We start from the raw sequence: 11,555 nt of genomic DNA on the forward strand, positions 1-11,555 counted from the left end.
GAAGAGACAAGGAAGAGAGGGAAGACAAGGGAGAGGGGGGAGTAAATTCTCCCCAATCCCCAATCCCAGTCCCCAGTCCCCAATATTCAATATTCAAAGATTTTGGCGGCGAAACTCAGTGGGAGTGAGGCGCATGGGTTTTTCTGGTTTCCAGATTCCTTGCCCCATGAGTCTAGCCCATTGTTGGGCACGTTCTAAACGCAGGTCATATTTGTGGTTAGGCGATCGCCCCACAAACATTGCATTCCCTTGTTTGATTAATTCTTCATTCAATAACACCTTATTTTTCCACACATAAGCTAGAGTTCGCCCGATTTTGTCTTTTGCTTCTAAATCAAACTCCAGTGTTACCGACTGTTCTGCACCGCCGATTAGATTCTCTAACTGCTCTTTTGCTGCTTCGCCCCAAGGGCGCTGTCGCAAATCTGGTGCATCAACACCCACTAACCGCACTTGGGAAATCCAATTTGGTTGTTCAGCCATGCCTAAAACTTCTAAACTCTGCCCACTAACTACCCGCGCGACTTTGACGTTAGCCTCATTGTTTGGCAGCTGGCTTTTGCCTTGGCAACTCACCAAGAGCAATAAGCAAACCAAAATAGTTATTTTTCGTACCCAGTCACCAAAATGTACAGGCATCAGAAATTTGGTGATTTTGAATTGTTTATCGAGACAGAATTCTGAATTCTGAATTCTGACTCCTGAATTCTTCTTCATTCCTCATCTAAGGGTAAACCCGCTTTAATTTTCCCCCTAGCAAAATAGCGTCCAAACTGGAGTTCGTAGACTTCATCTTCGTCTTGTGTCTCCACTTCCAAGTCAGAACGGGGATAACTCACACACAACAAGGCATAACCTTGCCGACGTAAATCTGGCGACAATCCGATCGCCTCTGGTTGATAAATTTCTCCTGACAAAACTCTTACAGCGCAAGCGGTGCAAGCCCCGTTGCGGCAAGAAAACGGTAGTTCTACCCCTTGTTTTTCGCCAGTGTGCAGGATGTAGCGGTCTTCGGGTACTTGTAAGGTGTATGTTTTGCCAGTGGCGCGATCGCGAACTCTAATTGTGTATGTACGGGACATTTGGATTTGCGTTGTGAAGTTGGGACTTTCAGATTCAATCTAAAATCTCTTTCTTTATCTTTGCATTTTCTGAGATTCTATAGTATAATCGTAACTTGTGACACCTGGAGAGGTGGCCGAGTGGTTTAAGGCGCAGACCTGGAAAGTCTGTAATGGGGTAACTTATTCGAGAGTTCGAATCTCTCCCTCTCCGTTAAAAGTAATCAGGGTAAGGCTTTTGGGCTTTACCCTTTACTATTTTACCCTTTTATGCAGGTAAAAAGTGGTTGAATGATTGGTTTAGTTGGTTTAGTGGATTGGTTGAGTCCATAACACTAAGTACTATTGCTTGTACTACCAAAAGTGATAAGTAAATATCATCATTTTTGTGCAATTATTAGTGTTTTACTTATATTCAATTATTAATAAGCAAAATACCAGCGCTGCCAAGAATGGCATAACTCAAGCTTATCATCAACACAAGAATATCGTTATCAAGTATCGTGAATCGGCAAGGATACCCTTGCAAAAAAAAGTGACACCACGCGGTGACATCCAAGGTGTCATCGAGGGTAACACCGTTGGGTGTCACCCTATCGGGAAGGGTACTATTGACCCATTACCTTAAGCAGTAATTCCACTTTTGCGAGTATTGGTGACTTGGGTGTAGATGCCACTTCCAGCGCTTGGGCGAGTGTTTTTACTTCGGGGTCAAGTAGTGCCACTTGTTCAGTGAAGAACTTAGCACGAGCTTCTAGCACTGCTTTGGGGTCAACAGAGTAACCACCGCCACTTCTACCACCTTTGCCAGAACGTTCTTCTTTTTTGGGCAGGGTAATCTCTAATTTTTCATAAGGGCAACATTCGCCAGTAAAGGGGAAACATTCTAGCTTGTGACCTGTGATTTTGCCCATTACGTTCTTCAGTGGCACGTTAGGCAGCATGTCAACTGTCATGGCTGGTAATGACATCAATCCCGCTTCACCGATTTGCAGAGCCGCTGCATAAGCTTCAGTACCCTCTTCCGGCGTATTGCCTTCATTGCAGATGATGTATGCCCAAAACACGCTTAACGCTGTTTCAAGTTCAGGACACTCTGTGTCAGTGATATTCAGTCGGACAGTAATTTCCTTTGTTTCGTTGGTGACGATGATTTTTAGTTCGTGTAGCACTTTCCCTTTACCAGTCCACTGAACCATTCCCAATAGATTTAGATGATGCTTGGCAGTGGTTGGGATATTCCAGAAAAGACCATTGCCTAGAAGCTATGAGCAAGGCACTTAATGAGGGTGTAGACTTTTCCCGAACTTCAGGGAAAAGCAGTGGAGGCAGGCCAAAGCAAAAAATATTCATTAGTATTGATGGTTTTAAATCACTGGGTATGTTTTCTCAAACTGAACAGGGCAAGGCTATTCGCAACTACTTTCTAGAGTGCGAACGCATAGCCAAGGACGTTGCAGTAATGAAATCTCAGCCACAGCTACCAAGTGAAGTGTGTAAAAAGAAACTTGCTGCACACCATGTGAAAGTGGAGGGTATACGCCAAAAGATTGCTGCTACAGAAAAGGCGTTGGCAAACTTAAGGGCTGACTTACTTATTGCAGTACGCGAACAAGTGGCAGAAGCAAAAGCCTTCACTGAAGCGTATTCTGAGGTAGGTGAGGAGTATGTTCGCTGCACTGAGGTGCTGACAAGAGCAAAAGCATTAAACCCATACCTTAATAATGTGACTCATAAAGATAGCAAATAGGGTGTACAACTCCAAGGTGACACCCTCCGGTGTCATTAATGGATGGCATCCCACGGTGACACCGCGTGGTGACATCCTTTTCCCAAGGGTATACCCGCGTCTAGCATTAACCAGATATCCATCCTCTGTTAGCAAAAAAAAACTCAGGCGCTAGCTCATCCCGTCTTACCCACAAACCTGAAGCGCATAAACATCATACAGAGTAGACGATTGAGAGTACTTGGCAGAGTAAAAAGATATTCTAATACCTTAAGGTTTTAGAAGAACATTTTCTTCTGGCTTACGACAAACCGATTGACCATTAAGGCACAATCGGGAGTGTAAGCAGTGAGTGAGTGAAAGTTAGCCACTAGCCTGTTGAGTCTTTCTCGCTGTCACATCTACCAAGTAAGAGTGTTTTCCATTGTTCAACGTCCATGTGGGGATATTTAGCTGCCATTTCTTGGGCATCCTTCTCAACCTGTGTAATACGGTCATTGTTATCTTGAATATGTGGTCTTGGGTATGCCATAGAAAAGGTGACACCGTTAGGAAGCATCCAAGGTAACACCCCCGACGCCACCCAGCGGTGACACCTTTTTGCGGGAGGGTCATTAGCGTACTCTATATCCAAGGGTTCATCATCTGGTAAGCTCATAGGAACTTGTCTAAGCACTTCACTTATTAATGTTTGTGCATAGTCTTTAGCCCACATAGGTGCTATTTTGCAACATACAAGCTTTTGTCCATCCCAGGTTAAAGACAGTAAGCTGTATTCGTCACATATCTCTCTTATCCAACAGTCTAATGAACCTAATGAAAAAATGAAGGTAATAGGTCTATAGAACTGTGCAATATTGTTTTTCATTGTTAGTATTATTGTTGTTGTCAGAATGAATATTGTTAGCACTGGTTTTTAGTGCATAGGATTCTCTCAATAGCTGTGAACTAATGAGAGAGTTTTGCTATTTTCGATATCCACTTAGTGATATCTCTGTGCTTAGGAGACAAGGTTCATCTATTGGCACACCACTTAATTACTGCCTTCCAAAAATCTTTACTTCCACCGCGAACGCTTAAATCATGGTGGCAAGCATTATTAAAAGGGTGAATATGTAGAGTGATGCGATCTCTGATGTCTTTTGGCTTGTGAGACAAAGCAATTTCATCTAATGTGTGAGAAGGGTAATACTTATCTCGAAATACTAAAAGTGCTTTGTTTTTTAGTGCAAGATTTTTGCTACTAGCAATTTCTGTGATGGATTCCTTGCTTAATGTCACGTGGTTAGTACTGTTGCAGTACATTGACGCGTAGTCGCAAGCACCGGGTAATCCACTTGTGTTGCTAGAGTTCAGAAAGTTATTAGTGTTACTGGATGATAGTGCTATCATGGTGTTGATTATTAGACATTTTTGTTTTATTTCCCCTTGATAGCTGGTAACTACCAGAGGGAAATTTGAATTAACGGACTAAACAAAATCAATCATTTTTAAGACTTACTGGGGCTACGATTCCTCAGTAGGTCTTTCTTTTAATGGATGCAAATTCACTTACACCAATCGATTTATAGCGACTGTTTTTTAGGGAACTGGTAAGCGTGGTTCATTATCCTGGATGTTTTCTTGTTTACCTGCATAAATGTTAGTGGTATCAATTCCTAGTCTGTTTAGAAGAAATCTAAGCACTAAAACGAGCTTACGAGCTTGCTCATAGCGTGGTGAGGTAATCTTCTCTTCACAAGTTCTTTCCCACATATCAACCTCTTTCTCTAAGTCAATCAAGAGTAGATAGATATCATCTAACTTGTCAGCGATAGGTAATGGAACCCACTTTTGAACTACTTCACTGGTGTATTTTTTCTTTCTACCAGAACCAGGCTTTCTGATGCCACTTCTGGGAATACCTCTAGGCATTGTTTTCTCCCTTTTCGTATATGAATAAATGTCGGTCTGGGTCGTGTCCGTTATCAAGGCTTGCCTGGACTGCTTCAATCCTATTTTTCAGTGCCTTGTAGCGTTCATCAAGTTCAGCAAAGTTTTCAATTATTATTTGTGGTGTCACTTCTTCACCTGTTAAGCCCATAACGAGAGAAACAAGTCTTGTAGACTCAATGTTTAATTGGAGTGCTTGCGTCTGAATAGTTTTGAATTTGTAACCTGGTGAGTTCATGATTTCCTTTCAGTGACAGTAGTTTGTGCCTAGCGGTAACAGCGCTATGGAAGTGATAAACCTCTAAATCCCTTGCTGTGCTTGCTATATATCATTTATGTCACATCAATTAAATAACGTCAATCATTTTTGTGATAAAAAAGAGAAACAAGCCACAATGTATACTGTGACTGGATTGTAGTAGTTATTCGCTTTGTTGAGGTTATTTCTCTGAATTTTTTACACTTTCAAGTGTTTGATGCTAATACCTCTCTTGTCATATACCCATGCCGCTAGAGTGACACCGCGTGGTGACACCTTCGATGACACCTTTGGGTGACACCCTAAAAGTATAAGTATCACAATCACCTTTTAGTAATATTTACAACACACAAAACAATGACAAACTTAGCAATCTTCAGTTTTGAGTCACACGAGATACGGTTTGTAGGTACTGCGACTGAACCGTGGTGGATAGCACAAGATATTTGCAAGGTATTAGAGCTTGACGATGTGAGTAAGGCAGTAAGTAGGTTAGATGGCGATGAAAAGCTGATACGAACATTACACGTATCAGGTCAGGGCAGGGAAACATTATGTGTCAATGAATCTGGTTTGTACTCTCTCGTTCTCACATCTCGCAAGGCACAAGCAAAGCGCTTTAAGAAATGGCTTACATCTGAGGTAATACCCACAATTCGCAAAACTGGTACTTATTCTGTAAATGCTAAATCTCAGTCACAGTTACCAAATGAAGTATGTAAGAGAAAACTCGCTTCAATCTCCTCATCCCTCGTTGCAAGTAGTAATTCTGTTTTTAGTGCTGCTAATGCTTGTTTAGTGGTTTAGTAAAGTGGTTAAGTTTCTACAAAATATATTATCGAGACTTGGTAGAATACTTGCACTGTATACACTGTAGGGTGTTTCAACACAGCACTGGAAAGTCTGTTTAGGGAAACTTAACGGGGGTTCGAATCCCCCCCTCTCCGTTCTCAAACCTAGTCTCAATATATAGTTTCAACCGGATTTCTACAAATAGTCGGGTTAACTAAAAAGCGCAATATTGCCAAAGATATTCTTAAATTCTCTTGAACAAGCTACGCACAACTTTCCATAGTCAAGCTGTTTATAGATTAACTGATCATGCAAGTTTGTGATTTTTTTTGCTTTGGCGTAATGCACTCTACCAAAACTACTACTGAAAGTAGAAGTTAGAATACACGTGTATCAAGCTTAGGTGGATCTTTGCTGCTTGTGCTGGCGTAATTCCTCTACTATGTAGTCTTCCAGTTCTTGTCTTTCCCTTTTACTGGCATTTCGTTGATAAGTTCTTCCTGTTTCTTGGATAAACTTGCGTTTCTCGCTTGGAGAAGATTTGAGTTTACCTCCAGTTCCTTGGAGCTTTTGCTGTAATTCTTCCCAAGTCTTTTCACCCACACTTTCACCTAGTTTGACCAGTACCTTTGGTAGTAATATTCTGGCCTCTCTTTGAAAATCGTCTTCTGTTTCCAGGGAAGCTAAATCTATATTGCTGAAGTCGATATCAATTTGAAATTTACTCATAGAATTGTGTTTGTTCTTTTAACGATTATTACCACAATCAGGAGAAGATAGGTTTTACTTTTCTGTAAATCCTAGATAGGATACGAAGATAGCATGATTGAGCAGCTAGTAGATGGCAGGTTGTATTGAATTTGTTAACTTAACACTGACGAGTATCGCCAATGCTTCGTGCGTGGGCATTTTCCTTGCTTGAACCCATAAAATAAACAATATGGAAGCTTTCGTCACGAATTTGACGACTGTACTTGCGACAGCAGTTGATATCTTCACTGGCATTATCATTGGTATCGCTGTTTTGGAAGCCGTCATTAAGACCCTAGTTTTTTTATTTAGCCGCCGTAAAAAGCTGAACGATGCTAAAGAGGAAATTCGCTTAGGGTTAGGTATGTGGCTGGCTCTTTCCCTTGAGTTTGCACTGGCTGCTGACATTTTACGTAGTACGATCGCTCCAACTTGGGATGAAATTGGTAAACTTGCTGCCATTATTGCACTACGAACTATTCTGAATTTCTTTTTGGCAAAAGAAATTGAGCAAGCAAAGACTAAAAAGAACAATATTAAGGATGAATCTTTTTAATTTCTCTGTATGGGCAACAATCATCCAGTTGTTAGGTTCTTTAGCGATCGCTGGTTATGTCATCGCTGCAATCTTTTCTCTAATTCTTAAGTGCAATGTTTACCAGGCAAGGCTTATAGTCGCAGAAGGAATGCTAACTAGTTTGAGCTTTATGGTTGCAGCAACTTTGTTAAAGGCCATTAACCTGCAAACTTGGGGGCAAATTCTGATCTTTAGCGCGATTTTATCACTCCGCATCTTTCTAAAGAAGTTATTTGCTTGGGAGAAAATACAAATTTTGACAATTAAATCTCACGTTTGATGAGTCAAACAAGTTTTTACAAATGATTTAAGATTGCTATAGGACTCATATTTGATTTTTGAAAAAAACTCAGTACACCTTTATTCCTTCTTCCCAGTCCCCATTGCCCCTAATCCCCAGTTCCTTACCTCTACGAGTGATTCAGAAATCAAATCGGATTACTATATATCAGAAAGATTTTACATATAGTTAATGCTTGCATAACCAGGTTAACAATATTAAAAATGCTATCTTAAAGACAAAGGTCATTTGCTCAAATTCTGAGGAAAACGCCATGACTACAACGCTCATAGAGGCTAATTCTATCGAGTCATTGCTAGGTAAAGAGGCAGAAGACCTGCTTACCTACAAAGCAAAAGTTTCTCGTGATTTACTACATTTGCCGGGGCCAGATTTTGTAGATCGAATCTGGCTCAACAGCGATCGCAACCCTCAAGTATTGCGTAATCTCCAGCTACTTTATTCTACTGGTCGTCTGGCAAACACAGGTTATTTATCTATTTTACCAGTAGACCAAGGGATTGAACACTCAGCAGGTGCGTCTTTTGCACCCAATCCGATTTACTTTGATCCAGAAAATATTGTCAAGCTAGCGATCGCTTCAGGTTGCAATGCTGTTGCTACTACTTTAGGGACATTAGGTATAGTTTCGCGCAAATATGCCCACAAAATTCCCTTTATTGTCAAAATCAATCACAACGAATTGCTGACTTTCCCCAATCAATTTGACCAAGTATTATTTGCTGATGTGGAACAAGCTTGGAATTTGGGGGCAGCCGCCGTAGGTGCGACAATTTACTTTGGTTCCGAGAATTCTACCAGACAAATCAAAGAAATCAGCCAAGCTTTTAAACGCGCCCATGAACTAGGGATGGTTACTATTCTCTGGTGCTATCTGCGAAATAACGCCTTTAAACAAGATAAAGATTACCACCTTGCAGCCGACCTCACCGGACAAGCGAATCATTTGGGTGTCACCATTGAAGCCGACATCATCAAACAAAAGTTACCCGAAACTAACAATGGTTATGGTGCAGTTGCCAAAGCCAGTGGTAAGAGTTACGGCAAAACCGATGAGCGAGTTTACACAGAATTGACAACCGATCACCCAATTGATTTAACTCGTTACCAAGTGCTGAATTGCTACTCTGGGCGTGTGGGACTGATTAATTCTGGTGGCGCGACTGGGAAAAATGACTTCGCCGAAGCCGTTCGCACTGCTGTAATTAACAAACGGGCTGGTGGTTCAGGATTAATTTCTGGGCGGAAGACCTTTCAGCGTCCCTTTGAAGAAGGCGTGAAGCTATTCCACACCATTCAAGATGTTTACTTGTCGCCAGATGTGACGATAGCTTAGGGAATGAGTAAGGGAATAGGGTACAGGTTACAGGGTAAAGGGTAAAGGTTAGAGATTATTCACTGTCCCCTGTCCCCTGTCCCCTGTCATCTTGCCTTAACCGAAGCGTATTGCCTCATCTCCCCAATCCCCAACGAATTCAGAAAAAGCAAATCTTGGTAGGGATTCTGGGATATCCTTAGATAAGTGAAAGATTTGCCAAAAAAAAGTAAGAATGAAGCTGGCAGCAAGAGTAAGTCAGGTAACACCTTCATTAACCTTAGCGATCGCAGCCAAGGCTAAGGCATTGAAGGCAGAGGGAATAGATGTTTGTAGTTTTAGCGCTGGAGAACCAGATTTTGATACCCCAGCGCATATTAAAGCCGCAGCAGTAAAAGCTTTGGATGAAGGCAAAACCAAATATGGTGCCGCCGCCGGAGAACCAAAGTTAAGGGAAGCGATCGCCCGTAAGCTTAAAACTGATAACGGTCTTGATTACAAGTCAGAGAATGTCATCGTCACCAATGGCGGTAAGCATTCTCTGTACAACTTAATGGTGGCGCTAATCGATCCAGGTGATGAGGTAATTATCCCTGCACCCTACTGGCTAAGTTATCCCGAAATGGTGACTTTAGTCGGCGGAGTTTCGGTAATTGTGCCCACAGATGCTACGACCGGTTATAAAATTACTCCCGAACAACTCCGTAAAGCAATCACGCCTAAGACTAAGCTATTTATCCTCAACTCCCCATCTAATCCCACTGGGATGGTTTATACACCAGATGAAATCAAAGCCCTGGCGCAGGTAATAGTTGATGCAGATATCTTAGTCGTCTCTGATGAGATTTACGAAAAGATTCTCTACGACGGTGCAGAACATATCAGCATCGGTTCTCTTGGGAAGGAAATTTTTGACCGCACTTTGATCAGTAATGGGTTTGCGAAAGCTTATTCTATGACTGGGTGGAGACTTGGCTATTTAGCAGGTCCCGTGGAAATCATTAAAGCAGCGAGTACCATCCAAGGACATAGTACATCTAACGTTTGTACCTTTGCCCAATATGGTGCGATCGCGGCTTTAGAAAGTTCTCAAGATTGTGTCGAAGAAATGCGCCAAGCCTTCGCCAAACGCCGACAGGTAATGCTAGACAGACTCAACGCCATTCCCGGATTGAGTACCGCAAAACCAGATGGCGCTTTTTATCTCTTCCCTGACATCAGCAAAACCGGTCTAAAATCTCTAGAATTTTGTGACGCTTTGCTGGAACAACATCAAGTTGCAGTCATTCCCGGAATTGCTTTTGGCGCTGATGACAACATTCGCCTTTCCTACGCCACAGATATGGCGACGATTGAAAAGGGAATGGATAGATTGGAAAAATTTGTCAAGTCGCGTGTTTAGTTAGTTGTCATTTTTGACATCCTCACCGACCTAAAGGCGCTCTTAAGAAGGAGTAATGAGTAATGAGTAATAAGTAATGAGTAAATGCCCATTTTTCATCCACTCATTACTCCTTACTCATTACTCATTACTTTAAAGCATTGCGTGAAGCACGGGACTTTACCCACTACGCGGGTTTCCAATTTCTTAAGTCCGCACAGGCGGACTTTGTTTGTGTAGCCGCGATTTCTAATCGCCTGGTGTATTTGCTGTTCAAATAATCTCTAAGACATCGCTTGTTTAATTGGTTCTAATTCATCCAAAGACAACTCACGGAATTCGAGATAATATAAAATTGCTTCAATAGGATCTAGTGGTTCTATTGGATAACACCTTTGCTCGTATGCTGCCACAAGCGTAGTTAAAACTTCCAAGCGGTCAAACTCTGGTGTATTTAATTCCGCATCAAACAATCTTTCAATTTCATCAAGTGCAGCACGATAATCAGCTTCGGTGCGGATGGCATAGGGTTCAAACATAGGTATTACTGCCTCAAATACTTATTGCATCTACGTTGCTGTATTCTTCGTTTTCTTAATGGAGATTTTAGTAGTAACTTTGATGCAAGATGAAAAAATCAGTCTATTCCGTTCCCAAAATACTTTTATTTAGAACCTATCAAACGCGGAAACGACCTGACTAATACAATTCCGCCAACCAAGGCAAAAATTGATCCTAAGCTGATAAACATAATAGGCAAAAACCATAAACTTAGCCAGGAGTTGATCGTGGCAGAATTTGGTTTTTCAGGACTGTATAGTATTTCTACCTGCTGACCTTTAGTAAATTCTGGTGGGTTGCTGCCTGAATTTGCTTCAAAAACCGTTGTTTCACCAGAGGAAGTGGTAAATTTCACCACTGGATAGTAGACATAAGAATAACGACCCTTATTATCAGTTGATGAACGTCGTACCAAATCAATTATTGTCCCTTGTGCTGGGATTGCAGAGGTCACAAAGGAACGAGTATTCAGTCCAATAATTATGCCCGTGACGGCAATTATGCTGCCAACACCGCCGAATATTGAACCAAATATACGAAAAAATGTTCTATCTTCATTCATAGGATGTTGAAAAGTTTGGTATCGCTAAAAGTGTTAACAAATTTTATGTTGATAATTTGAAATTAGGTAAAAATCGGGGAGAAGTAGGGGAGCAAGCGACTAGAAGTCGCGGCTACACAGACAAAACCTTCATTCTCTGAAAGCGTTTTCGTAAGAGTAGCCGCTGCGCGTCTACATGAATATTAGTGTCAACTTAAGCCAAAAATAGCGCACTGATTAGGTGTTGTTCACCCGCCAGGGAATATAATTAAGAGACTAATTGCTCAAGTCTACTGAAGTAGACTGAAAATTTTCGCGCTCTTTAGTCTTCTTCAGAGGACTTTAGCTATGAGACA

At 41.5% G+C, this 11,555-nt stretch carries 17 protein-coding genes and 1 tRNA gene; 8 read left to right on the forward strand and 10 right to left on the reverse strand.

What is annotated here, in order from left to right; all coding sequences use genetic code 11:
* Nucleotides 1–93 precede the first annotated feature (93 nt).
* Together A4S05_RS34080 and A4S05_RS34085 are read right to left on the reverse strand one after the other, a co-directional pair.
* Nucleotides 94–639: a thermonuclease family protein gene (locus A4S05_RS34080; RefSeq protein WP_069074206.1), complete on the reverse strand. Its 546-nt coding sequence runs from the start codon at nucleotides 637–639 to the stop codon at nucleotides 94–96.
* Between the two features lie 74 nt (nucleotides 640–713).
* Complete coding sequence (locus tag A4S05_RS34085) at nucleotides 714–1,082, reverse strand: 2Fe-2S iron-sulfur cluster-binding protein (RefSeq protein ID WP_069074190.1); 369 nt, start codon at nucleotides 1,080–1,082, stop codon at nucleotides 714–716.
* Nucleotides 1,083–1,188: 106 nt separating this feature from the next.
* On the opposite strand from A4S05_RS34085, the gene A4S05_RS34090 reads away from it, so the two are divergent.
* Both A4S05_RS34090 and A4S05_RS40940 read left to right on the forward strand, forming a co-directional pair.
* Nucleotides 1,189–1,275 (forward strand) — tRNA-Ser (locus tag A4S05_RS34090).
* Between the two features lie 174 nt (nucleotides 1,276–1,449).
* Complete coding sequence (locus tag A4S05_RS40940; protein ID WP_141699888.1) at nucleotides 1,450–1,689, forward strand: hypothetical protein; 240 nt, start codon at nucleotides 1,450–1,452, stop codon at nucleotides 1,687–1,689.
* On the opposite strand, the gene A4S05_RS34095 is transcribed toward A4S05_RS40940, so the two are convergent.
* Nucleotides 1,670–2,260: a hypothetical protein gene (locus A4S05_RS34095; RefSeq protein ID WP_069074191.1), complete on the reverse strand. Its 591-nt coding sequence runs from the start codon at nucleotides 2,258–2,260 to the stop codon at nucleotides 1,670–1,672. The two genes, A4S05_RS40940 and A4S05_RS34095, sit on opposite strands and share 20 nt — an antisense overlap.
* 68 nt (nucleotides 2,261–2,328) lie before the next feature.
* Here A4S05_RS34095 and A4S05_RS34100 point away from each other — a divergent pair, with 68 nt between their 5' ends.
* Nucleotides 2,329–2,811 carry a hypothetical protein gene (locus A4S05_RS34100; RefSeq protein WP_069074192.1) on the forward strand — a complete coding sequence of 161 codons (483 nt, stop codon included), beginning with the start codon at nucleotides 2,329–2,331 and terminating at the stop codon, nucleotides 2,809–2,811.
* A 349-nt stretch (nucleotides 2,812–3,160) separates the two neighbouring features.
* Here the strand turns inward: A4S05_RS34100 and A4S05_RS34105 are convergent, their stop codons facing one another.
* The 4 genes from A4S05_RS34105 to A4S05_RS34120 all read right to left on the reverse strand — a co-directional run bounded on the left by A4S05_RS34105 (nucleotide 3,161) and on the right by A4S05_RS34120 (nucleotide 4,960).
* On the reverse strand, nucleotides 3,161–3,505 hold the full coding sequence (locus tag A4S05_RS34105) for a hypothetical protein (RefSeq protein WP_069074193.1): 345 nt from the start codon (nucleotides 3,503–3,505) through the stop codon (nucleotides 3,161–3,163).
* Nucleotides 3,506–3,804: 299 nt separating this feature from the next.
* Nucleotides 3,805–4,182 carry a hypothetical protein gene (locus tag A4S05_RS34110; protein WP_218108005.1) on the reverse strand — a complete coding sequence of 126 codons (378 nt, stop codon included), beginning with the start codon at nucleotides 4,180–4,182 and terminating at the stop codon, nucleotides 3,805–3,807.
* Between the two features lie 189 nt (nucleotides 4,183–4,371).
* Entirely contained in the window at nucleotides 4,372–4,704 is a 333-nt protein-coding gene (locus A4S05_RS34115) for a hypothetical protein (protein ID WP_069074195.1), read from the reverse strand.
* On the reverse strand, nucleotides 4,697–4,960 hold the full coding sequence (locus tag A4S05_RS34120) for a hypothetical protein (protein WP_069074196.1): 264 nt from the start codon (nucleotides 4,958–4,960) through the stop codon (nucleotides 4,697–4,699). The genes A4S05_RS34115 and A4S05_RS34120 overlap by 8 nt, the downstream gene beginning before the upstream one ends.
* Before the next feature lie 378 nt (nucleotides 4,961–5,338).
* Here A4S05_RS34120 and A4S05_RS34125 point away from each other — a divergent pair, with 378 nt between their 5' ends.
* A complete protein-coding gene (locus tag A4S05_RS34125; RefSeq protein ID WP_069074197.1) occupies nucleotides 5,339–5,788 on the forward strand; it encodes a BRO-N domain-containing protein in 450 nt (149 codons plus the stop codon).
* A 384-nt stretch (nucleotides 5,789–6,172) separates the two neighbouring features.
* Here the strand turns inward: A4S05_RS34125 and A4S05_RS34130 are convergent, their stop codons facing one another.
* Nucleotides 6,173–6,502 (reverse strand): hypothetical protein, encoded by a 330-nt coding sequence (locus A4S05_RS34130; RefSeq protein WP_069074198.1) that lies wholly within the window; start codon nucleotides 6,500–6,502, stop codon nucleotides 6,173–6,175.
* 211 nt (nucleotides 6,503–6,713) lie between these two features.
* Here A4S05_RS34130 and A4S05_RS34135 point away from each other — a divergent pair, with 211 nt between their 5' ends.
* The 4 genes from A4S05_RS34135 to A4S05_RS34150 all read left to right on the forward strand — a co-directional run bounded on the left by A4S05_RS34135 (nucleotide 6,714) and on the right by A4S05_RS34150 (nucleotide 10,118).
* The gene (locus A4S05_RS34135; RefSeq protein ID WP_069074199.1) at nucleotides 6,714–7,079 is read left to right on the forward strand and encodes a DUF1622 domain-containing protein; all 366 of its coding nucleotides are present in this window, start codon (nucleotides 6,714–6,716) and stop codon (nucleotides 7,077–7,079) included.
* Entirely contained in the window at nucleotides 7,066–7,380 is a 315-nt protein-coding gene (locus A4S05_RS34140) for a DUF1622 domain-containing protein (protein WP_069074200.1), read from the forward strand. Before A4S05_RS34135 ends, A4S05_RS34140 begins: the two co-directional genes overlap by 14 nt.
* Nucleotides 7,381–7,654: 274 nt before the next feature.
* On the forward strand, nucleotides 7,655–8,737 hold the full coding sequence (locus tag A4S05_RS34145; protein ID WP_069074201.1) for a class I fructose-bisphosphate aldolase: 1,083 nt from the start codon (nucleotides 7,655–7,657) through the stop codon (nucleotides 8,735–8,737).
* Nucleotides 8,738–8,951: 214 nt separating this feature from the next.
* The gene (locus A4S05_RS34150; protein WP_069074202.1) at nucleotides 8,952–10,118 is read left to right on the forward strand and encodes a pyridoxal phosphate-dependent aminotransferase; all 1,167 of its coding nucleotides are present in this window, start codon (nucleotides 8,952–8,954) and stop codon (nucleotides 10,116–10,118) included.
* Between the two features lie 263 nt (nucleotides 10,119–10,381).
* On the opposite strand, the gene A4S05_RS34155 is transcribed toward A4S05_RS34150, so the two are convergent.
* Nucleotides 10,382–10,636: a helix-turn-helix domain-containing protein gene (locus A4S05_RS34155; RefSeq protein ID WP_069074203.1), complete on the reverse strand. Its 255-nt coding sequence runs from the start codon at nucleotides 10,634–10,636 to the stop codon at nucleotides 10,382–10,384.
* A gap of 125 nt (nucleotides 10,637–10,761) precedes the next feature.
* Nucleotides 10,762–11,220: a DUF3592 domain-containing protein gene (locus tag A4S05_RS34160; RefSeq protein WP_069074204.1), complete on the reverse strand. Its 459-nt coding sequence runs from the start codon at nucleotides 11,218–11,220 to the stop codon at nucleotides 10,762–10,764.
* Between the last annotated feature and the right edge of the window lie 335 nt (nucleotides 11,221–11,555).

Source organism: Nostoc sp. KVJ20, from assembly GCF_001712795.1.
Taxonomy (GTDB): Bacteria; Cyanobacteriota; Cyanobacteriia; order Cyanobacteriales; family Nostocaceae; genus Nostoc.